Consider the following 21,822-nt stretch of genomic DNA (forward strand, 5'->3'; position numbering starts at 1 on the left):
TCAATACGAAAATCATCATCTTTTTTACAAAAATTATTCATCAATTATTCATTTTCACCAACTGGCACAAAGTCATCAGAAAAGAAATCATCTTCTAAAATTTCTCCCGTATCTTTGTCTACTTTTTTACTCTTGCTATCGTCATCGGATACTTGCAAAGTCTTTGGATCTTTCGCCTTTTCTTCCTCGCTAACAACTTCATAGTCAATATCGTAAGTAATTCCGCCAGTTTCTTTATCAAAAACTGAAGCTTTAAACACTTGATTGTCAAAGGCTATAGCTTGACCCAACTCTGGCTTATCGATAGCTTTAGGTGCGTATTTTAAAACTTGTATCAAGCAAGATTTTTTCGCCATTGCATCAAAATTGCTTGTCCAAGGTCCAGAACTATATGACTTAGAAAATGTTCTTCCGTAGTTTTCCGCATCTTCCTTACTCATATAAAAGCTATCTCTGCCACCCTCTTTAGTTTCATAAACAGCGTAGTATCCTATAACCTCTCCGCTTTCTCCTCGAATAACTGGCTTATGAACGATCTCACCTGTACCATAATCAATGGAAAACTTGTCATTATCGTGAACCTCTTTAGCAGTAATTCTTTTAAATTGACCCGTATTGTGTGCTAACTTTAAAAGTCCTTGATAGCCGATTTGAAAATTAACCGTTGTGATACCTGTTTTTTTATTTTCGTAAGGGATAAGATAAGCCTCCCCAAGTGGAGTATTAAACTCAAGCCCCAATTGTGCGGAGTTCATAACCGCTGCAATAAGAGATTGAGGGCTACAAGCTAGTAGCTTCGGATTGCTATTTATAGCAGTTAATGATGTTCTTATAAACTTTTCAGTTGGTAAATATTGAGGTAAAGCATTCTTGATCTCGCCTTTCATACTCATTAGTAAATTTCTTACATTGTCCTGTGGTGCTGGTTTACCATTTGTCTTTTTGCTTAATGCTTGTTTTGCGTTAGTCATGTAATCCTCCTATAAACCCTCGTTTTGTTCTTCTAATACTGATATTTTTTTCTCGAGTTTTTCTGTCATTTGATAGTATTTGTCCCTTTGTTCTCTAGCTAAATCTAACTGCCCTAAAATCTCATGTTGTTTATTTATGAGCTGAGCCTTTTCAACTCTCAGCCTAGTAATTTCACTTTTTAATGTCTCAATATAATCTTTTGTTATGTCACTTAAAACATCAGCATAATTTTTGTTTCTATTACTCACTTACAATCTCCTTAATAAAAAATCTTCTGCTTTCACTTTCTTTTCCATACTTGTCATAAATTTCTGGTGCTTCTTTTTTTATCCTCTTAGTATCAAGCCTTACAGAAATTGACGGCTTGTAACTTACAGTAAAATAACTTGTTTCTCCGTAATTATTATCAGCAAGCTGGATCTTCAAATCTTGCTCGAATTTTCTATTCCTATCTTCCAAATCTTTGATCAAATCTTTATTTGCCTTGTATATTTCATAAGAATTTACATCAACATCTAGCTTTATACTATCCTCAATACCACCCTTAAATCGTGCCTTTAAAGCATCATCAAAAGCTACTGACCCATCAGGATCTGGCATTAGGTCTTTTTCTACATACTCAGTCCAAAACTCAATTTCCTTATCCCTAAGCATCTTTATAGTTTCACCTTACCAATCAATCTCACGGATAACAAATTCACTACCAAATGCCAAACAAGCCAAATAACACTTTTTAGCACCAGTCACACTCATATAATGCAAGCATTGAAGCTCGTACTCTATTGGAATTGCTCCATCTTCCCACTTATATCGGTTATAAGGGCTGGTAGTTTTACACTCAAGGATTGCATCTTCTCCCACTACTCTTCTGTCAATATCAGCAATCAGAAAAGGATAATCCACATCGCACATCATAAAATTATCACGACGCACTTTTTTACCAGTCGCCTCAGTAAATCTTCCAGCAACATAATCTTCAAAATCTCGCCCTTGTCTTAAAGCCTCCGATTCATTATCGGAAATCTCAACCTTTGACGTCTTTTCCAAAAATAGCTGTGCTTGACTTTTCCAATGTGACAAACCACACGCAGCCGCCCCATCAGAACCGCCAATCCCTAATTGTCTAAGCTTTAGCCAATCCTCCCTGCTAAGCTTTGCAACATTAGCAATAGCATTAGTCATAGCAAGCCCTCCTCATACTGTAAATTAAGAAGTCTATCATCTTCCACATCTTGACAATAAAGCATATCGCAATACTCTTGGTCTTCATCATCAAGCTTTCCAATCTTTATGTTGTTGATCTCAACTTCTTCATTGATCTTGTTTGCCTTAAACATATACTGCAAAACTGCCTCATGCTCGCTCTCAGAAAAGTCTTCAACAAACTCCTTATATGGGATATCCACCTCATAATCTTTATAAATACACTTTGTAAAAGTTACTCTCATACTCTCTCCTACTTATCTAAATAATTTTTCAACTTAAAACGCCTTTTAATCTCTAATTTAAGCAATAAAATCTTATCTTCCCTATCCTTTAAATCCTTATTACTAGTCAAACACTCAAGTAGAGTAGTAAGACCATCATCAGAAATAGTCATAATCTTTCTTCTAAACTCATCAAAATCGTAGCAATTCACTTTAAATATCCTTTACAAATGGTATAGTAATAGAGAATATTTTTTGTTCAATCTCGCTAAATTCCTACATTCAAGCGAGATTTTTTTATGCCAAGCACTCATCATAGATCTCACAAACTTTTTTAAAATTTTCTTTTCTTCCTCTAAGGTTCATTTTTCTGATCTCTTCACTTCTATAAAAATTCTCCCTTGCCTCCTTTTGCTTTCTTTCTTCTCTCAAAACTCTTCTTTTATCCAAACTTGCAAATAATTCGTTAATTCTAATACTCATCATAAATTCCTCCCTTACTCATCTTTAGAAAATATATAAATTTTATCAGCTTCATTATCAGCAAATAAACCTTTTATTTCTACCACATAATCTGCTCCATCAACTCTTATAAGACTTTCTATTTCCTCATCTTCATCGTAAATGTCTAATAAGTTTTTTAGATCCTTTATTTTCATATTTGCACCCCCATATCTTTTCTGATACGGTCACCTATCTTTACTTTTTCAATATCAATTAGCATTTATCCTCCTAAGCTCTCTTACTATCTAAAAACTCTATAATATCTTCTTTCTTGTAATATTTTGACTCTCGATTTAAAAAACAAATTTTAAGACCATCTTTCTCCCAATTATCTACAGTCCTTGTAGAGATTTGAAAATAATTTTTCATATCGCTTAAAGTCATGTAGTCTTTTAAAACAGTCAACCTTTCTTCCACTTTTTCCATTTTTTCTCCTAATTTAATCTTCGTAAAGTTCCCACCAATTAAACTTGAAATACTTACCTAATTTTTTTGCGTGCCTAACAGGCAATTCCACTTGTCCATACTCATACTTTTGATACATATTAGCACTAGTTCCTAAAATCTCTCCTATTTCTTTTTGAGTCTTCTTATTTTTCAACCTCAAATCTCTTATTCTACTATATGTAGTATTCATTTTATATAACCCCCTATATGTGGTATAATATATAAAAATGAAGAAAGGAGGCCTTATGGTAAAAATTCCTTACTGCGATAGCAATGGTATTCTAACAGCAGAGGTAATACTTAAAAACCAATCCAATGTGTTTTTACTTGATCAGACCAACTACAATAGATACAAACAAGGTCAATCATTTAATTACTATGGCGGCTATTATAAGCAAAACCCTGTAAGGATAACAGTTAAGGGTACAAAGCGCTGGTATTTAATCGTTGAGAATAGTGCCTGCAGCTATAGATTTATCTGATATGAATTGGATGTAGATTTCTACATCCTTTTTATTTACCTCGAGATTCTCTTCTAAAAAGACTCTCACATCCTCAACAAGGTCATCCAAATTCTTAAAAGTCATATTATAATTTGACATAATCTCTAAAATTTCTTTAAAGGCTTTATTCTCTTCATTTTTTGACATAATTTTCATAATTTTTCCTTATCTTTGTGTGATTAATTTTTCTATTGTTTTTGTAATAAGATCTATATGATCCGAAGAAAGTTTTTCTTGTTTGATATCAATATTTACAGAATGATTTGAACATGAATAAATTCTATTAAGTATTTCTTCAATATCAGAGTCGTTCAAAATTATTTGATCGGCTCTTTTTCTTTCTTGATAATCTACACACTTGTTTAGTTCTTCCCACTCCAATTTGCTAAATTTTCTTCTGAATTTTAAAAATTCTTTTACATCAGATAATTTCATATTTCCCTCCTAATCTAATTTAAAATCTGACATCCTTTTACTTTGCTTAAAATCGTTATTATTTCTTAATCCGCCAAGAAAATTTCCTTTATCATCTCTTATATCTATTTGATATTCAAAGCTTAAATTATATTTTCTTTTATACTTTTTCTCATAATGTGATAATGCGAGTTCCAAGTACTCTATATCTTTTGCAATTTCTAATTTTTCCATTTAATTTGCCCTCATATTTTAAAGATCATTATTATTTCTTAATCCACCAAGAAAATTTCCTTTTTCAAATCTCTTTAATTTGATTCTGTTTCTAATTCTTTTTATAAAATCAACCATTTTAAGTCTCCTTTTTGTCCTTTTAATAATTTTTCCTATAAGCTATAATGTAAGTAAATATAATTTAGGAGATTAATATGCAAAAATTCAATACAATCATTTCTTTACTAGCCTTAGTCGCATCATTCTTTTCTGTTTGGCAATCTAATAAGGCCAATAGATTTGAATTAATTCTTCTAAATCCAACCTATAAACGTATGGGAAAATATACTAGGCTTAATTTTGATATTCTTAATAATTCTTCAAAATCTTTAATGATTGAAGATATAAAACTTAAAACTCAAATAACAAACCATAATTTGCCTATACAATATTTCAATGTTTTCGAGATTTTCGATAAGCAAAATCAAATAAATATGTCTAGGTCTGATTTCCCTACCCTTCCCCCTATGCCTGAAGAAAAAGATTTTCCAACTGATTTACATAATCTTATCTTGTCCCCTTTCCAACTCAAAAATATGACTTTTTATATATTAGAAAAAGAACATTTAATAGACGTTTGCATAGATGCTAGTCAAAGAATAGATTATTTTAGCAAAAATAAATCATTTCCACTTGTCTTCGTTAAGTCTGCATAAAATTATCAAATTAAGTATTAAGTGTATAACTAAAAACACTGTGGTTAATATTTCCATGTCTTCCTCCTGTGATTTTTTCTAAGATGTTTATTCTTTAAATTTGTGGATGCTGTATAAAATTGCTACATCAATTATCAAATGCACTACCAATAGTGATATGGTAAAATCTTCCATATAAGTCTCCTCTACTTTAAGGCCATTATTTTATTTTTCTTTTAACAACTAAGCTTCTTAATAGTGTCCAAATCGTCTACTTTTTCATCAAAAAAAATTTCTTGTCTATCTGAAGGATCTAAATTTAATAAATCACTCAAGGCTTGAATTTCACTTGCCAAAAATTCAGTTTTGTTATTAATTTTGTTATATAGTCCAGCCCTTGATAATCCAAGCTTTTCAGCTAGAAATCCTAAACGGTAACCACTCACTTTGATTTTATAATTTAACAAAACACTATTTGTCATTCATTACCTCCTTTCCTATCGTTAAAATTATTATACAGCAAAGTTTCCTTTTTGTCTACTATTTTCTTAAAATTTTTCAATTTTTTTCTCAAACGTATAAAATTATTGACGATATGGCGACTTAATGATAGAATGTATATATAAAAAGGAGGTACTAAATGGCTACTCTAAATCAAAATATAAAGAAAAGAAGAATTGAGTTAAATATGACTCAAGAAGAGCTAGCATTGAAAACGGGTTACAAATCAAAGAGTGCAATTTCTAAAATAGAATTAGGAAATCGAGATTTATCACAATCACAAATATCGGTTTTCGCTAAAGCCCTAAATACTACTCCAGGCTATCTAATGGGATGGAAAGATGATCCAGACTACTCCAAAATCCCAGGAATAAAAATAATAAAAAAATTCGTAAATGTTCCAATACTTGGAGAAATAGCCTGTGGTCAACCTATGTTTTGTGAAGAAAACTTTGAGGGGATATTTCAAATAGATGAGGACTTAGATCAGCCTGATTTTTGTCTTATAGCAAGAGGTGACTCTATGATCGATGCAGGTATCCACGATGGTGATATAGCTTTTATGAGAAAAACTCCAATAGTTGAAAACGGAAAAATAGCAGCAGTTTATTATGATGAAGATGTCACACTAAAAAGATACTACAGCAAAGGCAATCAAGTAATACTCCAACCAGAAAATAAATTCTATTCCCCTATTATAATCGATTTATACGAAGATATCCCCCTTCAAATACTAGGAGAGCTTATAGGTGTTTATTCTAAAGTTAGTAGATAAGATTAAAACACTAACTGGGGTACATTTTGTACCCTATAAGGTGGAAAATAAGTGTACGATTTTTTTCGTACACTCTACTAAATAAATTAATAAAAACCGAGTTCATTACCTCTGATAATGCAAAAAGATATAAAACTTATTATTGCTCGCAACTGCTAAACCTAATCTAATAAAAAGTATTAAACGTCACTTATATATTTTTAAGCGAAGTATATTCGATATTATTTCACTTACAAATATTTAAGCGAAATTTACAACAATATATTTCATTTACTGCCTAAAGTAAGATAAACTTTATTAATTCAAAACTTTAATAAAATTTAAAATTATATATAAATAGACATTTAAACAAGTTACTAACAAAATGCAAAGCTCAAACAAAGTGTTGTTTTGCTAGATGATGAAAAGGGAGAAAATTATGAAGAAAAAATCATTGGTGCTTGCACTTGCTATGCTAGCACTTGTAGGTTGCGATACTAAAAAAGATGATACCAAGGAAGTCAAAGATGATGCAAGACCAAAAACACAAACAACATCTAAGGCCGAAGAAAAAGAACTTAGTTATAGCGAGCAAATAGCAAAAAACCTTGAAGAAAATAAAAAGAAGCCTGAAAAGGAACTTGCCGAAGCAAAAACCAATAATCCGACCATAGATGAAATTATCAGCAAAGAACCCACCATTAATGTAGAAAACTTTAGCGACAAGCTTATCTTAAATGCTTATAAAAACCCAAATAGTATGTACGAGCAATACTTATCAGATAGCATGACTTGGTATGAAGTACCTGAAGATCAGGTTATAAATGCCTTAAAATCAATGATAAGTGAAGGTGTTAAATTGTCACAAGAATTGGGAATAACCCTTGATTCTTTGCCAATATATTATGCTATTGATAAAGAAGCATATAAAGTCAGAGAAGATGTTTACTCTAGGGGTAAAGCTAGCTGTATGAAAGGTTTTGATATTAATGGTATGTATATTGATAATTTTAATGCCTTCTTAGATCCTAATATTGCTAATGATTATAGATTGATGCTTAGCACGTATGAATTAAGAGATTATTTAGCAAGGTGCTATGCGAAATCAATAGGGCTTGGAGAACCTCTTGGTAAGTGGTTTTTATCGTATAGTGGTAGCATAGACAATATGTTAGACCCAGAAAATTATCCAGGAGGAATTACAGCTGCCACACTAATTACCACCTCATATGACCCTTATCCATGCTATGTAACTATAATAGATGAAACGAATAACCCAGTCAAAGTTGGATACTCGCTTAATCAAATATGGGTAATGCCTATAAATTTATTTACACTAGATGCTAGTACACCAAATCGCATAGATATGTTGCCAGTACCGCATATGATAACAGGACCAGGATTTATGTATCTGAATTAAATAAAAAAGACCCCCACAATCACCACAAAAGCAAGGATCTTTTTAAATAGGATATATAAACATAGTGCGAATATGCTTATATTCCTATTATAGCAAAAATAATCAAAAAATAACAGGTTAAATAATAGGAGGAAAAAATGAAAATTGAATCTTACAAAATAAAAAGCGGAACTAGATACAGATTCCAAATCAGACTAGGAGAAAAAGTAACAACAAGATCCGGATTTAGAACTAAAAATTCAGCAATCTTTGCCTATACTCAATTGCTAGAAGAATATCAAAACGGTGTTGAAGGTAACGTAACCTACCAACAGGTCTATGATGAGTGGTTAGAAGTTTATAAGACTAAAGTTAAGGAAGCAACCCTACAATCGACTACAACCATCTTTAAGATTCATATCCTACCAGTCTTTGCCCAGAAAAGAATAGGAGATATAACCACTAAAGATTGTCAGAAATTTGCTCTAAATCTCACACAATTTGTAAAAGGTAAAGAATATTATTACCATGCTAAAAGGATAATGAACTATGCACAAGGTATATACAAGATACAAGAAAACCCCTTTAATATACCAATTATGCCAAACTTCAAAGAGTCTGACAAAAAAGTGGACTTCCTAGAACCAGATGATGCAAATAGGCTCATAGAATACTTTAATGATGATATTTATCGGAAAGCTATGTTCAGAATTTTTATTTACGCCGGATTAAGAAGAGGAGAATGTTTAGCTTTGACCTGGAACGATATAGATTTTAAAAGAAAAGGTGTAGATATAAATAAAACCCTTACGACAGGGATAGATAATAAACTTGTAGTATCAAGTCCTAAAACAAAAAAATCTAAAGCCTTTATAGAGTTAGACAAAGAAACTTTGCTTATACTAAAAGAGCTGAAATTGCAATCAAAAAACAATATAATATTTCCTAACAACAAGGGAGAATATAGAAGACTCTCTGATCCTGATATTAGGCTAAAAAAAGCCTTAAAAGACCTGGGCCTAAAGCCTATAAGAGTCCACGACCTAAGACACACCCACGCAAGCCTACTCTTCTACTTTGGTTGGGATGTAAAATCTGTACAAGAAAGATTAAGACACGCAAGCTCAAAAACCACCATGGACATATACATCCACGTCACCAAGAAAAAACCAAAACAAGACATTAATAGTTTTGCAGAAAAAATGGATAAATTTGCCTAGAAAAAATAGTTGTAGCTATTATGTAGTTATTCAAATTAAAAACATTGCAAAATCAACACTCAAAAGCCTAATGTTTAAGACCTTTCACCCCGACCATCTTAATCAGACTTGAATGTCTGATTTTTTTGTACTTATTTTTAAACCACAAAATTTTATTGCTAACTCTAGGCTTTGAGAAGGTGAGCTCCAAAGCTTCGAATCCTTTGGCCCCGACCATCTTAATCAGACTTGAATGTCTGATTTTTTTGTACTTATTTTTAAACCAGAAAATTTATTGATAACTCTAGGCTTTGAGAAGGTGAGCTCCGAAGGTTCGAATCCTTTGGCCACAACCATCTTAATCAGACTTGAATGTCTGATTTTTTTGTACTTATTTTTAAACCACAAAATTTATTGATAACTCTAGACTTTGAGAAAGTGAGTTCCTAAGATTGCAATCTTCATAACTGTTGCCATGTTAATAGATAAAAAACCTGTAGCTTTTGGCTACAGGTTTTATTTTATCTTTGAATTTTATTAAAGCTTTGACTCTTCATCTCGCCTTGTTCACTTATATTTATTGATCCATTTTCATATTTTCCATTGATTGGAGTGTCGACGTTTACGCCTTGGATGGTCAATGAAACTTCTCCATTGTTTTCTTGGTAAGTTCCTTGGTGAACTCTATTTTCTATTTGATATCTCAATGTTCCATCTGTTCTTAGACTTAGTCTTGTGTTATTTCCTTGATATTCTCCAGCTACTGAATCTGATTTTGTAAAGTATGAATTTTGATCAACAGCTATTGAATTTGCAATTTCCAAGCCTGATAGGGCATTGTTTACTCTGTCTAATACTTCGTCTAAGAATGAGAAACCATAGTATGGAATTTCATAGTAGGTGTAGTCATCTTCAACAAAGAATTTGTGATAGATTTCATTGTCGGTTGTTAGTGGACCATCAGTGTAGAATTTACCATCTTCATCTTTTTTAGATTTAACATTTTTATATTCTACAAATGAATAGTAGGTAAATTCGTTTTTGTATTTTTCTTCATAATTTTCATTTGTTTTTATCTCATAGATTAGCATGACTCTGTTTTTGAGGTTTTCATCGCCAGATTTTTTACCTGTTATGGCGCCAAGATAATTTATATTTGAGATTTTTGTAAATGATCTTTCTTGGAATGTTTCTTTTATTAATTTTCCAGCATGCTCTTTTAATGTTCCTAGTAAATCTTTGTCAAGATCATCTACTGTCGTGATGTATCCTTCGTTATCAGTTGATTTTTCTTGGTCATTTTCTTTTTCTTCAACTGTGAAAGTCTTTTCGATTGGACTTAAAGTTACTCCAAAATCATTTTTGAGAGCATCTTGATCAAATTCTAAGCTAATCTGATATTCTTCTCCACTAGATAATTCACTGGTTTTGCTTGGATTAATCTTAATTTGTGACATATAATCCGGAGCATCTTCTGTTAGGCTTGTCTTTAGATTTATATTTGGACTTTCTCCCTCATATTCTACCTTAATGTAGTTAAAAGGATCGACGCTTTCTTCCAAAGTTAGATTATCAACTATCACAGGCTTTATCGTGCTTGTAAATAAGACGTTGTAGCTATCTAGTAGACTTTGGTCTGAAATATTTGCCACAACAGTTATCTCTTCACCGTTTGATAGGTTGTTATCCTTGCTAAAGTTAAAGCTTGTTGTTTGTTCAAGTTCATCTACAAATTGTTTAGCGGCTGAATCATATTGGTCAGATTTTCTATCTTTTTTCTTATAGACAATTTGATTTCCAAAATCTGCTAACAAACGATCTTTATCTAGGCTAGCAGATGGGCTTGCTTGACCATCTTCTCCTGTAAATGTAACGTTAATGTAGTTTGAAAGATCAATTTCTACATCTTTTGCTTTTTTATTTAGGAATAAATAGGCAATTATTATTCCTGCTACTAGTAGAATGATTGGTAGAAAATATATAGGCTTGAAAGAAAAAGGTTTTTTATTTTCTTCTATTTTTCTCTCTTTTATTTCTACATTTTCATTTACCGCTTTTGTGCTTTCTAAAATTTCCCTATTTTCTCTTGGAAATTCATGGTTTTTTTGTGAAAAATCTTCCTTAATTTCTTTTTCTACATATGAATTTGAATTTTCTTTTTGAAAATATCTTATGGCTTGTGGAATATTAGAAGGATCAAGAGTTTCTTTTTTATGCTTCAAGTCGTTAAGATTATCAGATTTTAAAATCCTAGCTACTCTAGCTTCAACGTATTCGTAAGGAATATTTTTTTCTCTTGTGGTCTTGTTTTTTATCTTATTTGACTGATTGAATGGATTTTCCTTTAGTTTTACACCTTTATTTGCTAGTTTTTTATCAAGCAAATTAGAAAATCTTTCTCCATTTTCCTTATGCCTAATATATCTGCTTTTTCTTTCATCGGTTGGATTGTAGCCATAATAAGCTGACGGAATTTCTTTGTTATCAGTTTCTGCTTTTTCCTCGATTTTTTCATTATCTTTAGCAATTATATTTTCATCAAAGACTTCATCATTTTCTTTATCAGCATTTGTATCTACTGATGCTTTTTTCTTAATTTTGAAGTTTTTAAGCAAATTGTCAAATTTACTATTAGAACTTACTTCTTTTTCCTTATTTTCTATTTGATTTTCTTTATCTGTAAGTGATTTATAGGTGGAATTTTCTTTTTCTTCTAAATCTTCAACTGAATCTTCAATTGAAATTTTTGAATAATTTTCATTTTTTAATTTATTTCCACAAACAGGGCAAAATTTTTCATCCCCATCTATTTTAGCACCACAATAAGTACAATACATTTAATCTCCTCGTTTCGGCTTATATATATTAATATACATCATTAGCATAAATTTATAAAGCAAAACATTTATTTATTTTCAATTGTTAGGTAAGCTTTGCAGGATGCCTTTGGAGCTATCGATCTTTATCAAGGCTGAATAGGCTTTAATTGGCTAGTGACCAGAAAATATTAATACAAAAGTTCCAACAGCAAGGCCTAAAAATATGGAAATTATTGTAAAAAGAATCTTTGAATTTTTAATATTTATTTTCTTTTTTACTTTAGTTTCTGCTATTTTGTTCGATTTTGCTAGCCTCTTCACCAATTTCCAATTTCTTCCCCAATAAATATTACTCTTATATCATTATGTTAATAAATATGTATCTTTTCCTGATTTTGCAAAATAATGTATTTCATAATTATTTTTTAAAAATGCTTGCTATTTTTTTTATTTGTGTTATAATGAGTATAGAACTGAAAAGGTTTCCACAAAATATTATGACGAGAGCGAGAGTTGATTTATTCACTCGCTCTTTTTGTCTATAAGGAGGTATTTATGAGAGATATTTTTGTGGCTGAATTAGTCGGAACTTTTTTACTAATTCTACTAGGAGACGGTGTTGTTGCAAACGTATTAACTAGAAAAAGTGGTATGCATGGTGCAGGCCCTGTACAAATCACTCTTGCTTGGGGTCTTGCAGTTATGATTCCAGCAACAATATTTGGAGCCATGAGTGGCGCACACTTTAACCCTGCACTTACAATCGCACTTGCATTTAAGGGTGACATAGGCTGGGATACATTGCTTCCTTACATAGGCGGACAAATGATAGGCGCAATGCTTGGTGCTTTATGCGTTTACATTTTGTACAAAGATCACTTTGAAGATCAATGTGACGAAGATCCAGCAACAGTACGTGGCTGCTTCTGTACTGGACCATCAATACCAAATACTGGAAGAAACCTATTATCTGAAATAATTGGTACTTTTGTTTTAGTTTTTGCTATTTTAGGCTTTGGTAATGTTGATGGCGCTGCAGGCGTTGGTGTTAACTATCTATTTGTTAACGGATTAATCGTATCTATTGGTATGAGTTTAGGCGGACTTACAGGTTATGCTATTAACCCTGCCCGTGACCTTGGACCAAGAATTATGTATGCAATACTACCTTTCAAGAAAAAAGTTGAACCTAATTGGGAATATGGCTGGATTCCAGTAGTTGGACCAATTATCGGTGGTATTTTAGCAGTTATTATCTTTAATATTGTATTTTAATTTATATTAAGATTAATGTTGTAAATTTATAAAGGCAAGTATTTTTACTTGCCTTTTGTCTATTAAGAATTGAGGTAAAAATGTATGATGTTTTAATTATTGGTGCTGGCGTTACAGGTGCATCAATTGCTCGTAATTTATCCAGATATAAACTTGATATTGCAATTTTAGAAAAAGCAAACGATGTTTCTATGGGCGCAAGCAAAGCCAATTCTGCAATTATTCATGGTGGTTATGCTGAACCACATAGAGAACTTCGTGGTAGAATATGCTATCCAGGAAGACAACAATTTAAAAAATTAAATGAAGAATTAAATTTTGGTTTTCTTGAAAATGGATCTTTGGTTTTAGCTTTCCAAGAAGAAGATATGAAAGCTTTGCAAAAACTTTATGATATGGGAATAGAAAATGGCTTGGATGATATAGAAATTATCAATCAAGGAAAACTTAGAGAAATTGAACCAAATGTATCTGATGATGCCATTGCAGCTTTATATTGCAAGGGCGCAGGAGTTTGCTCTCCTTACGAATATGTAATAGCTTTAGTAGAAAATTCTCTTACCAATGGCGCTGAGCTTTTCTTAAATTCTAGAGTTTGTAAGATTTCAAAAGATGAACATTTTACTGTCGAAACTGAAGATGGCAAAAAATTTGAAGCTAAATATGTTATTAATGCCTCAGGACTTGAAGGGGCAAAAGTTTCAAATATGATTGCCGAAACTAATTTTGATATTCATCCTAGAAGTGGCGAATATTTGATTTTCCAAAAAGGAACAGGTCAAAGAATTAAACAAGTTTTATTCCAAGTTCCTACAGAAAAATCCAAGGGAATTCTTGCAACAAGAACTTACCACAACAATATCCTTCTTGGTCCCGATGCCATAGATGAAGAAGAAATCGACTTATCAACTCATGAAGATAGGTTGATGTATATTTACAAAGAAGCTTTAAAATCAGTTAAGGATGATGTAATAAATCTAAGAGAATTTATAAGATCTTTTACAGGTCTTAGACCAGCAAGTTCAACTCATGATTTTATTATAGAAGAATCAGATATAAAAGGTTTTATCAATGTTGTTGGAATCCAATCCCCAGGAATTACATCAAGTCCAGAAATTGCAAAAATTGTAGAAAATATTTTAAAAGAATCTGGTTTAGCTGTGGAAAATGATCCTAATTTCAACCCTCATAGAGATCCAATTATTACTTACAAAGATTTGGAAGATATGAATAAAATCAAAGATAAGGTTGATTTACCAATGGGTAATCCTGACAGAATTGTTTGTAGGTGCGAACAAGTAAAAGAATCTACAATTAGAGATGCTATGAACCGTGGAATCCCTGTAGAAACTTTTGATGCTGTAAAAAGAAGAACTAGATGTGGAATGGGATTTTGCCAAGGACAGTTTTGTAGACCAAGAGTTCTTGAAGTTATGGAAGATGAAATGGGCAAAAAACCAATTGACGATCTTTTTGATAGCGAAAGAAATGGTCTTTCTAGACTAAATAAAAAAAGAATAAATGAACTTATCAAAGAAATGGAAGAAACTTCAAAAGCGGAAATAGAGCAAAAGGAAGAAGAATAAATTATATGAAAAGTCCCCAAAACTTTTAAGATTTTGGGGGCTTTTCATTTTTAGGGTTTTTATTTTTATGTCTAGTAAGACCTTATAATCTTTCATCTGTTGCAATAACGTCAACTCCTGTATCAAGTACATTTGCTATTACAACATCACCTATATGAACAGGTGCTTTGATTTCTGCATCGTTAATTTGTTTCATACATTCAAATATCAATCCCTTTGGAATAGCGCTTGCAGTTTTTACTGGAACGCTGTAGTGAGAACTTCCATCAACTCTTACTGTTGAGCAAACCATTCTTTTTGGATCTTTTATTTCATTTCTTACGTATTCTTCGCCTTTTATGCAGCTATTTCCTGTAATATCGATTATTTCATCACCTTCCATAGTTACTACTACTTGGCAACCTAGTGGGCAGTTGATGCATGTAAATTGTTTTTTCATCATTCCTCCAATTGTATAGTTATTTTCTTACTATTTGGGTCAATGTCTTCTTTTTTAAGTTTAATCAATTCCATTTCACCTGGGGCTAAAACTCTCTTTTTGCGGCTTAAGATACATTTGTCATCATTATAAACGGCAATTTTTCTTGAAGGATAAACATTGTTTACTCTAAATTTTACAATTATAGACTCATCCATGTTATCATAGTCAATATATTGTGGCAATGTATAAGATATGCAATCTCCAGCTACTAGGTCGATTTTGTGAGATCCATCTTTTTTGAATTCGCCTTTTATATATTTGGCTGCATTTTCTGCTGCAAGTTCACTTTCTTCTGATACAAAATCTACCAAATCGTGTACGTGCAAAACATTTCCTGCTGCAAATATTCCATCAACGCTTGTCATTAGTTTATCTGAAACTACAGCGCCTTTGGTTTTTGGATCAATTTCTATGTTTGCTTCTTTGGTCAATTCATTTTCTGGCAATAAGCCTACAGATAGTAAAATTGTATCGCATTCTATGAATTGCTCGCTTCCTTCAATTACTTTCAAGTGTTCATCAACTTTTGATAGATAAACTCCCTCTACTCTTTCGGTTCCTTTTATTCCTGAAATTGTAGTTGAATAGTAAAGTGGTATGTCATAATCGTGCAAGCATTGTACTATATTTCTTTTTAGACCACCTGAAAATGGCATAAGCTCTGCAACGCATTCAACTTTTGCACCTTCAAGAGTCATACGTCTTGCCATTATTAGTCCTATATCTCCTGATCCTAGGATTACAACTTTCTTGCCTGGCATATATCCATCAATGTTTACAAGTTTTTGAGCTGTTCCTGCACTATAAACTCCAGCAGGTCTACTTCCTGGCGTGTTTAAAGCTCCTCTTGGACGTTCTCTACAACCCATAGCAAGGATAATTGCCTTTGGTTTTATTACAAACATTCCATTTTCTTCATTCATCAATAGCAAAGTTTTATCTTCGTGCATATCCATTACTATTGTATTTAGCATTATATCTATGTCGCGTTTTTTAACTTCTACTATGAATCTTTGAGCATATTCTGGGCCTGTTAATTCTTCTTTAAATCTTTGAAGTCCAAAGCCATTGTGGATACATTGATTAAGAATTCCGCCTAATTTGTTATCACGTTCTACAATTAGGATATTTTTGATACCTTCATCGTAAGCTCTTACGGCTGCAGAAAGTCCAGCTGGGCCTCCACCAATTATTACTAAATCATAATCGCGCATCTATTTCTCCTTATTTAACTCTCTTTTCGATATAGAAAGAATCTTTACCTTTTTTGGTTACATCTTTCTCATCAATTCCCAATTCTCTGGATAGAATTTCTATGATTGAAGGTAGGCAGAAGCCACCCTGGCATCTTCCTGCTGTAGCTCTAACACGTCTTTTGATTCCATCAACTGTTCTTGCTCCAACTGGTGCATGGATTGCATCTAAGATTTCACCTTCAGTTACTCTTTCACAACGGCAAATTATTTTACCATATTTAGGGTTTTTCTTGATTAGTTCGTTGTGTTCTTCAGCAGTCATTTCGCAAGTTTTTGGAATTGGATTTCTTCCTGGTTTAAATTCAGTATTTTCTTCTAATTGCATAGATTCTGCTACCATATCTGCCATATATTTGCCTATAGCAGGAGCTGAAGTAAGACCTGGTGATTCTATACCGATGCAATCGAAAAATCCTTTTCTACTTTCTTCAAGAACGAAATCTCCACCAACTTCATGAGCTCTGTTTCCAGAAAAAGATGTGATTACTTGTCTTACTGGTACATTTTCTACAGTATCTTCGACTTTTTCTACTACTTCTTCCAAAGCTTTTCTTGTTGTAACTAAATCTGACTTATCATCTACAAAGTCAGCTGTTGGTCCAATTATTGTATTGCCATCGCAAGTTGGGCTTACAAGAATTCCCTTACCTTTTTCTGTTGGAAGATTAAACAAAACATGGTTTACAAAGCCATTTGTTGCCTTATCCAAAAGCATATATTCGCCACGTCTAGCTTTAATGTTAAACTTATGATCATTAAATACTAAATCGTGGATTTGATCTGAAAATAATCCTGCAGCATTTACAACAGCCTTTGTTTCCAATTCTTCTCCATCAGCTGTGATTAATTTATAATGATCATCTTCTATGATTATATCTTTAATTTCAGTGTCTAATTTGTATTCAACACCATTAAGATTTGAACCTTCAGCATATGCAATATTCATCAAAAACGGATCTACTATTCCAGCATTTTTTGAATATAAAGCTGCATAGATATTTTTTTCAACTTTAGGTTCCATTTTTAGAATTTCATCATGATAGATAATTTCCATTCCGCTAACACCGTTTTCTATACCTTGATCATAAAGTTTTTGTAAATTTGGAAAATCTTTCTCATCATGGCACAAAACCAATGTTCCAATTTCTTTATATGGGAAATGCAATTCATCTGCCATTTCTCTCATCATATGGTTACCTAAAACATTCATTTTTGCTTTTAATGTTCCAGGTTCTGCATCATAACCACCATGGCAAATAGCTGAATTTGCTTTTGATGTACCTTCGCAAACGTCAGAATTCTTATCAACTACAAGAAAATCTCCCTTATATTTTGATAAATTATAAGCTAGAGAAGTGCCGGTTACGCCTGCACCTATTATAATAACATCTTTCATCTTTTCTCCTTATATGTAATAAAAAAGAGCCACTTTAGGGCTCTTTTTTGGGCAAAGAGCACCTATTAATTAAGTGACTCTTTCTCTATAAAATATTATTTATTTCAAATCCTTAGCCCAACCAACTGATCTAGATATTGCTTTTTGCCAGTTGTAATCTTTTCTATCTCTTTCTTCTACGCTAATTTCTGGTTTGAATTCTCTTTCAACTAGACGATTTTCTATAATTTCATCTAAGTTCTTATAATAATCTACAGCAAGACCTGCAAGATAAGCTGCTCCAAGAGCTGTTGTTTCAAGTGTTACTGGTCTTTCTACGACTGTTTGGATCATATCAGCTTGGAATTGCATTAAGAAGTTGTTTGCACTAGCTCCACCATCTACTTTTAGAGCTTTAAGGTCTTTACCTGAGTCAATACTCATTGCTGCAAGAACGTCATGTGTTAGATAAGCTAATGATTCTAGTGTTGCTCTTACTATATGGTATTTGCTTGTACCACGTGTAATACCTACAATTGCTCCTCTAGCATATGGATCCCAATATGGAGCACCAAGACCTGTAAATGCTGGTACTACATAGCAGCCATCTGTATCAGGAACTTTTGTTGCAAGATATTCTGTATCGTCAGAAGCATCTACTATTCTTAGTTCATCTCTTAGCCATTGAATTGCAGAACCTGCTACAAAGATTGAACCTTCAAGTGCGTAATTAACTTTGCCTTCTTCAAGACCCCAAGCTATTGTTGTTAGTAGACCATTTTTAGATTCTACAGCTTCTTCGCCTGTATTCATTAGTAAGAATGCACCTGTACCATAGGTATTTTTTGCATCTCCTGCTCTAAAGCAAGTTTGTCCAAACAATGCTGCTTGTTGGTCACCAGCCATACCAGCGATTTTTATTGGAGAACCAAATAATTTTTCATTTGTTTCGCCATAAACACATGATGATGGTTTAACTTCTGGAAGCATGCATTTTGGAATATTTAGTATCTTTAATAATTCTTCGTCCCATTCAAGTGTATGGATATTAAAGATCATTGTTCTTGATGCGTTGGTATAATCTGTTACGTGAACTTTACCACGTGTTAAATTGTATACTAGCCAGCAGTCAACTGTACCAAATAATAGTTCGCCATTTTCAGCTCTTTGTTGACCATTTTCAATGTGATCTAGGATCCATCTGATTTTAGTTCCTGAGAAATATGGATCTACAACAAGACCAGTTTTTTGTTTGATCATTTCTCCGTAACCATCAGCTACAAGTTTATCAGCCATATCTGCTGTACGACGGCATTGCCATACTATTGCATTATAAACAGGTTCACCAGTTTCTTTGTCCCAAACTATGGTAGTTTCACGTTGGTTTGTAATACCTATTGCAGCAATTTCAGATGCATCGATATTTTTCTTTGCTAAAGCTTCTGTACAAACTCCTAATTGTGTTGACCAAATTTCTGTAGCATCATGTTCTACCCAACCAGCTTTTGGGAAGTATTGAGTGAATTCTTTTTGTGCTACTGAAATGATTTCACCTTTTTTGTTAAAAATAATCGCTCTGTTACTTGTTGTTCCAGCATCTAATGCCATTATGTATTTGCCCATATTATCTCCTCCTACATAAGCCATACTTTATAATTTGAAGATGAGATTGCTATTGCTCCTGCGTTTAAAGCATCGATAACCTCTGTTCTTTTTGCAATGAGGCCACCTGCTATTAGCGGCATGTTGGTTCGTTTTTTAACTTCTTTCATTTGGTCAGGCAAAACACCCGGAAGAATTTCGATTGCATCACAATTAACATCCTTAATAGTTTGTTTCATGTTTTCAAAACTTATGCTATCTATTAAGAAAAATCTTAGGATAGTAAATAAACCAAGTTTTCTTGCATAGGTAACATTTGAAGGTCTTGTCGAAATCACTCCATCGGCTTGGGTATAATTTTTTATAAAGCTAGCAGCATAATTAGAACTTGATAAGCCTTCAATCAAATCCTCGTGTACCATCACAACTTTATTAGCATCCTTAAGTTTTTTTACTATGTGTGGAATCGTTTCTATATTTCCGTATAAAACAAAGACCACTCTATTTTCACTTTCCAAACACTTATGCAAATCCTTATTATTTTTAATTGCCATAATTACTGGATTATCATAAAGTTCTTCTAATACACTAATGCTAGACATCATACCTCCAATAAAAGAACAAAACGAGCCCCTAAAAATTACATTGGCTCGTTCTCATCATTCATCTTATTATATATATATTTTATCATATATTTTTATTTTTGCAAATCTTTTCCTAAGTTTTTTTAAAATTCTTTTTTGCCCTCGCTAACCCCTTCAGCTTTCAATACTTTTGGTATGGTTTTTAGCAAAATTTTCAAATCATTTACAAAACTGATATCATTTGCATAGATTCCATCAGTTTTGGCTTTTATTGCTGGTGGGAGATTATCTCTTCCAGAAATTTGCGAAAGACCAGTGATTCCTGGCTTTACACTTGCCGCTCCATTTTCATATCTTAGATCTAACAACTCTTTTTCTTTTAGTATTACAGGTCTTGGCCCTATAAAACTCATGTCGCCTTTTAAGATATTAAATAATTGAGGAATTTCATCAATTGAGGTTTTTCTTAAGAATTTCCCCCAAGGAGTTATAAATTCATCTGGATTTTCAATTTCATAGGTAGAAGCATTTTTAGGTGCCGTAATTTTCATAGATCTAAATTTATAGCAAGTAAAAGCTTTATTATCAACTCCAGCTCTTTTTTGTTTAAATAATATAGTTGCCTTAGGCTCATATATTTTCGAAATAATTCCAACTATCAAAATCAATGGACTTAGAATTATTAGAAATATTAATGAAAATATAAAATCTAATATGTTTTTTATATATTTTTTGTACATTTCTTTAACCCCTCATCCATAGTATTTTTTTATTATATTACAAATTAATCCAAAAACAAAGATAAATCTTCTTTAGATAATTCTATATATTCTCCTTCTTTTAACACAGGATCAAGTTCTAAATTGCCAATTGCAATTCTTTTTAAGCCTACTACTTCATTAGAAAGATTTGAAAATAATCTTTTCACCAGGTGAAATTTCCCTTCGGTAACTTTTACCAAGGCTTTTTTATCTTCTAAAATTTCTAATTTTGCAGGTCTTGCTGTATAATTATCTTCCTTAATATAGACGCCTTTTTTAAATTCCTCTATAAGCGACTTATCTATTTTATCTCTTGTTTCTACCAGATAAGTTTTCTCAATATTAGAATTTGGGCTTGTAACTTTGTGGATAAATTTACCATCGGTGGATAGTAGAATCAATCCTCTTGTGTCCTTGTCTAATCTTCCAGCTATTGATAAATTAAGTCCTTGATAAAATTCATCAAGCAAATCTATTACTGTTCTTTCTTTATCGTCAGTAGCAGATAAAACTCCTGCTGGTTTATTCATCATTATATAAATATTTTCAAAATAATCTACGAATTCTCCCATATAGAAAACTTGGTCGACCTTTGGATCTACTTGAGTTGAAGAATCTTTTACTATTTCCCCATTTATTACTAAGCCACCTTTTTTGGCGTTTTTCTTGATATTTTTTCTCGTATCAAGATTAGAATTGCCAATCATTTTATCTACTCTCATTTTTTATTCCCATCTATTACATTATTAACACAAACTGAAAGTTCTTCATAGCTTTTATAAAAGCTTGATAAATAGACTTTTCCAGCGTGGGTTATATAATAATATTTTCTTCTAGGTCCTATTTCAGATTTTTTAAAAGCTCCCAAAATAAGGCCTTTTTGGTTTAATCTTTTTAAAATTGGATAGACAGTTCCTTCTGTCATCGTGTAAAATCCATTTCTTTTTAGCTCTTCTACAAGCTCGTAACCATAGGTTTGGTTATTTTTTATTATATGAAGGATAACTCCTTCTATTACTCCCTTTAACATTTGAGATTCTATCATATTATCACCC

General features: G+C 32.2%; 30 protein-coding genes. 7 read left to right on the plus strand and 23 right to left on the minus strand.

The genetic code is table 11. The features are described from left to right. Positions 1 to 44 precede the first annotated feature (44 nt). The 10 genes from CS884_RS06830 to CS884_RS06860 form a co-directional block, all read right to left on the minus strand. Positions 45 to 971: a recombinase RecT gene (locus CS884_RS06830; RefSeq protein ID WP_099321137.1), complete on the minus strand. Its 927-nt coding sequence runs from the start codon at positions 969 to 971 to the stop codon at positions 45 to 47. 9 nt (positions 972 to 980) lie between these two features. Then, on the minus strand, positions 981 to 1,220 hold the full coding sequence (locus CS884_RS06835) for a hypothetical protein (protein WP_099321138.1): 240 nt from the start codon (positions 1,218 to 1,220) through the stop codon (positions 981 to 983). Further along, positions 1,213 to 1,626 carry a hypothetical protein gene (locus CS884_RS10835; RefSeq protein WP_257875767.1) on the minus strand — a complete coding sequence of 138 codons (414 nt, stop codon included), beginning with the start codon at positions 1,624 to 1,626 and terminating at the stop codon, positions 1,213 to 1,215. The genes CS884_RS06835 and CS884_RS10835 overlap by 8 nt, the downstream gene beginning before the upstream one ends. Positions 1,627 to 1,641: 15 nt before the next feature. Beyond that, positions 1,642 to 2,154 carry a YqaJ viral recombinase family protein gene (locus CS884_RS10840; protein WP_257875768.1) on the minus strand — a complete coding sequence of 171 codons (513 nt, stop codon included), beginning with the start codon at positions 2,152 to 2,154 and terminating at the stop codon, positions 1,642 to 1,644. Beyond that, complete coding sequence (locus tag CS884_RS06845) at positions 2,151 to 2,420, minus strand: hypothetical protein (protein ID WP_099321140.1); 270 nt, start codon at positions 2,418 to 2,420, stop codon at positions 2,151 to 2,153. Before CS884_RS06845 ends, CS884_RS10840 begins: the two co-directional genes overlap by 4 nt. 8 nt (positions 2,421 to 2,428) lie before the next feature. Next, entirely contained in the window at positions 2,429 to 2,611 is a 183-nt protein-coding gene (locus tag CS884_RS10525) for a hypothetical protein (RefSeq protein WP_143434420.1), read from the minus strand. 85 nt (positions 2,612 to 2,696) lie between these two features. Further along, entirely contained in the window at positions 2,697 to 2,885 is a 189-nt protein-coding gene (locus CS884_RS06850) for a hypothetical protein (protein ID WP_099321141.1), read from the minus strand. Positions 2,886 to 2,896: 11 nt separating this feature from the next. After that, positions 2,897 to 3,058 (minus strand): hypothetical protein, encoded by a 162-nt coding sequence (locus tag CS884_RS10625; protein ID WP_180753306.1) that lies wholly within the window; start codon positions 3,056 to 3,058, stop codon positions 2,897 to 2,899. A 73-nt stretch (positions 3,059 to 3,131) separates the two neighbouring features. Next, positions 3,132 to 3,329: a hypothetical protein gene (locus tag CS884_RS06855; protein ID WP_257875766.1), complete on the minus strand. Its 198-nt coding sequence runs from the start codon at positions 3,327 to 3,329 to the stop codon at positions 3,132 to 3,134. Between the two features lie 13 nt (positions 3,330 to 3,342). After that, positions 3,343 to 3,540 (minus strand): helix-turn-helix domain-containing protein, encoded by a 198-nt coding sequence (locus CS884_RS06860; protein ID WP_099321142.1) that lies wholly within the window; start codon positions 3,538 to 3,540, stop codon positions 3,343 to 3,345. A 55-nt stretch (positions 3,541 to 3,595) separates the two neighbouring features. On the opposite strand from CS884_RS06860, the gene CS884_RS06865 reads away from it, so the two are divergent. After that, complete coding sequence (locus tag CS884_RS06865) at positions 3,596 to 3,832, plus strand: DUF1883 domain-containing protein (RefSeq protein ID WP_099321143.1); 237 nt, start codon at positions 3,596 to 3,598, stop codon at positions 3,830 to 3,832. On the opposite strand, the gene CS884_RS06870 is transcribed toward CS884_RS06865, so the two are convergent. The 3 genes from CS884_RS06870 to CS884_RS06880 are packed head-to-tail and all read right to left on the minus strand — an operon-like array spanning position 3,791 to position 4,501. Then, positions 3,791 to 4,009, minus strand: a complete 219-nt coding sequence (locus tag CS884_RS06870) for a hypothetical protein (protein WP_099321144.1) — start codon at positions 4,007 to 4,009, stop codon at positions 3,791 to 3,793. The two genes, CS884_RS06865 and CS884_RS06870, sit on opposite strands and share 42 nt — an antisense overlap. 9 nt (positions 4,010 to 4,018) lie before the next feature. Next, positions 4,019 to 4,288, minus strand: coding sequence for a hypothetical protein (locus CS884_RS06875; RefSeq protein ID WP_099321145.1), 270 nt, complete (start codon positions 4,286 to 4,288; stop codon positions 4,019 to 4,021). Positions 4,289 to 4,297: 9 nt separating this feature from the next. Continuing rightward, a complete protein-coding gene (locus tag CS884_RS06880; protein WP_099321146.1) occupies positions 4,298 to 4,501 on the minus strand; it encodes a hypothetical protein in 204 nt (67 codons plus the stop codon). 194 nt (positions 4,502 to 4,695) lie between these two features. Here CS884_RS06880 and CS884_RS06885 point away from each other — a divergent pair, with 194 nt between their 5' ends. Further along, on the plus strand, positions 4,696 to 5,196 hold the full coding sequence (locus CS884_RS06885; RefSeq protein ID WP_099321147.1) for a hypothetical protein: 501 nt from the start codon (positions 4,696 to 4,698) through the stop codon (positions 5,194 to 5,196). A gap of 215 nt (positions 5,197 to 5,411) precedes the next feature. Here the strand turns inward: CS884_RS06885 and CS884_RS06890 are convergent, their stop codons facing one another. Next, the gene (locus CS884_RS06890; RefSeq protein ID WP_099321148.1) at positions 5,412 to 5,657 is read right to left on the minus strand and encodes a DUF739 family protein; all 246 of its coding nucleotides are present in this window, start codon (positions 5,655 to 5,657) and stop codon (positions 5,412 to 5,414) included. A gap of 158 nt (positions 5,658 to 5,815) precedes the next feature. On the opposite strand from CS884_RS06890, the gene CS884_RS06895 reads away from it, so the two are divergent. From CS884_RS06895 to CS884_RS06905, 3 genes are all read left to right on the plus strand, one after another. Continuing rightward, a complete protein-coding gene (locus tag CS884_RS06895) occupies positions 5,816 to 6,451 on the plus strand; it encodes a LexA family transcriptional regulator (RefSeq protein WP_099321149.1) in 636 nt (211 codons plus the stop codon). A 418-nt stretch (positions 6,452 to 6,869) separates the two neighbouring features. After that, complete coding sequence (locus CS884_RS06900; RefSeq protein ID WP_099321150.1) at positions 6,870 to 7,850, plus strand: hypothetical protein; 981 nt, start codon at positions 6,870 to 6,872, stop codon at positions 7,848 to 7,850. A gap of 137 nt (positions 7,851 to 7,987) precedes the next feature. Next, positions 7,988 to 9,049 carry a site-specific integrase gene (locus CS884_RS06905; RefSeq protein WP_099321151.1) on the plus strand — a complete coding sequence of 354 codons (1,062 nt, stop codon included), beginning with the start codon at positions 7,988 to 7,990 and terminating at the stop codon, positions 9,047 to 9,049. A gap of 500 nt (positions 9,050 to 9,549) precedes the next feature. Here CS884_RS06905 and CS884_RS06910 read toward each other — a convergent pair whose 3' ends face one another. Beyond that, a complete protein-coding gene (locus CS884_RS06910; RefSeq protein WP_099321153.1) occupies positions 9,550 to 11,865 on the minus strand; it encodes a zinc ribbon domain-containing protein in 2,316 nt (771 codons plus the stop codon). 537 nt (positions 11,866 to 12,402) lie between these two features. Between CS884_RS06910 and CS884_RS06915 the strand changes: the two genes are divergently transcribed. Both CS884_RS06915 and CS884_RS06920 read left to right on the plus strand, forming a co-directional pair. Then, the gene (locus tag CS884_RS06915) at positions 12,403 to 13,122 is read left to right on the plus strand and encodes an MIP/aquaporin family protein (RefSeq protein WP_099321154.1); all 720 of its coding nucleotides are present in this window, start codon (positions 12,403 to 12,405) and stop codon (positions 13,120 to 13,122) included. An 80-nt stretch (positions 13,123 to 13,202) separates the two neighbouring features. Then, positions 13,203 to 14,708, plus strand: coding sequence for an NAD(P)/FAD-dependent oxidoreductase (locus CS884_RS06920; RefSeq protein WP_099321155.1), 1,506 nt, complete (start codon positions 13,203 to 13,205; stop codon positions 14,706 to 14,708). A gap of 82 nt (positions 14,709 to 14,790) precedes the next feature. On the opposite strand, the gene CS884_RS06925 is transcribed toward CS884_RS06920, so the two are convergent. The 8 genes from CS884_RS06925 to CS884_RS06960 all read right to left on the minus strand — a co-directional run bounded on the left by CS884_RS06925 (position 14,791) and on the right by CS884_RS06960 (position 21,812). Beyond that, on the minus strand, positions 14,791 to 15,147 hold the full coding sequence (locus CS884_RS06925) for a DUF1667 domain-containing protein (RefSeq protein WP_099321156.1): 357 nt from the start codon (positions 15,145 to 15,147) through the stop codon (positions 14,791 to 14,793). Next, positions 15,147 to 16,403 (minus strand): NAD(P)/FAD-dependent oxidoreductase, encoded by a 1,257-nt coding sequence (locus CS884_RS06930; RefSeq protein WP_099321157.1) that lies wholly within the window; start codon positions 16,401 to 16,403, stop codon positions 15,147 to 15,149. The genes CS884_RS06925 and CS884_RS06930 overlap by 1 nt, the downstream gene beginning before the upstream one ends. 10 nt (positions 16,404 to 16,413) lie before the next feature. After that, the gene (locus CS884_RS06935) at positions 16,414 to 17,841 is read right to left on the minus strand and encodes an NAD(P)/FAD-dependent oxidoreductase (protein WP_099321158.1); all 1,428 of its coding nucleotides are present in this window, start codon (positions 17,839 to 17,841) and stop codon (positions 16,414 to 16,416) included. A gap of 99 nt (positions 17,842 to 17,940) precedes the next feature. Beyond that, on the minus strand, positions 17,941 to 19,443 hold the full coding sequence (gene glpK / locus CS884_RS06940) for a glycerol kinase GlpK (protein ID WP_099321764.1): 1,503 nt from the start codon (positions 19,441 to 19,443) through the stop codon (positions 17,941 to 17,943). A gap of 11 nt (positions 19,444 to 19,454) precedes the next feature. Next, positions 19,455 to 20,024, minus strand: coding sequence for a glycerol-3-phosphate responsive antiterminator (locus tag CS884_RS06945; RefSeq protein WP_099321159.1), 570 nt, complete (start codon positions 20,022 to 20,024; stop codon positions 19,455 to 19,457). 125 nt (positions 20,025 to 20,149) lie between these two features. Further along, the gene (locus CS884_RS06950) at positions 20,150 to 20,746 is read right to left on the minus strand and encodes a sugar transferase (RefSeq protein ID WP_099321160.1); all 597 of its coding nucleotides are present in this window, start codon (positions 20,744 to 20,746) and stop codon (positions 20,150 to 20,152) included. A 44-nt stretch (positions 20,747 to 20,790) separates the two neighbouring features. Continuing rightward, positions 20,791 to 21,489, minus strand: a complete 699-nt coding sequence (locus CS884_RS06955) for a 16S rRNA pseudouridine(516) synthase (protein WP_099321161.1) — start codon at positions 21,487 to 21,489, stop codon at positions 20,791 to 20,793. Next, positions 21,486 to 21,812, minus strand: coding sequence for a PadR family transcriptional regulator (locus tag CS884_RS06960; protein ID WP_180753307.1), 327 nt, complete (start codon positions 21,810 to 21,812; stop codon positions 21,486 to 21,488). The genes CS884_RS06955 and CS884_RS06960 overlap by 4 nt, the downstream gene beginning before the upstream one ends. Positions 21,813 to 21,822 lie beyond the last annotated feature (10 nt).

Origin of the sequence: Anaerococcus sp. Marseille-P3625 (assembly GCF_900232825.1) — a bacterium.
GTDB lineage: Bacteria > Bacillota > Clostridia > Tissierellales > Peptoniphilaceae > Anaerococcus.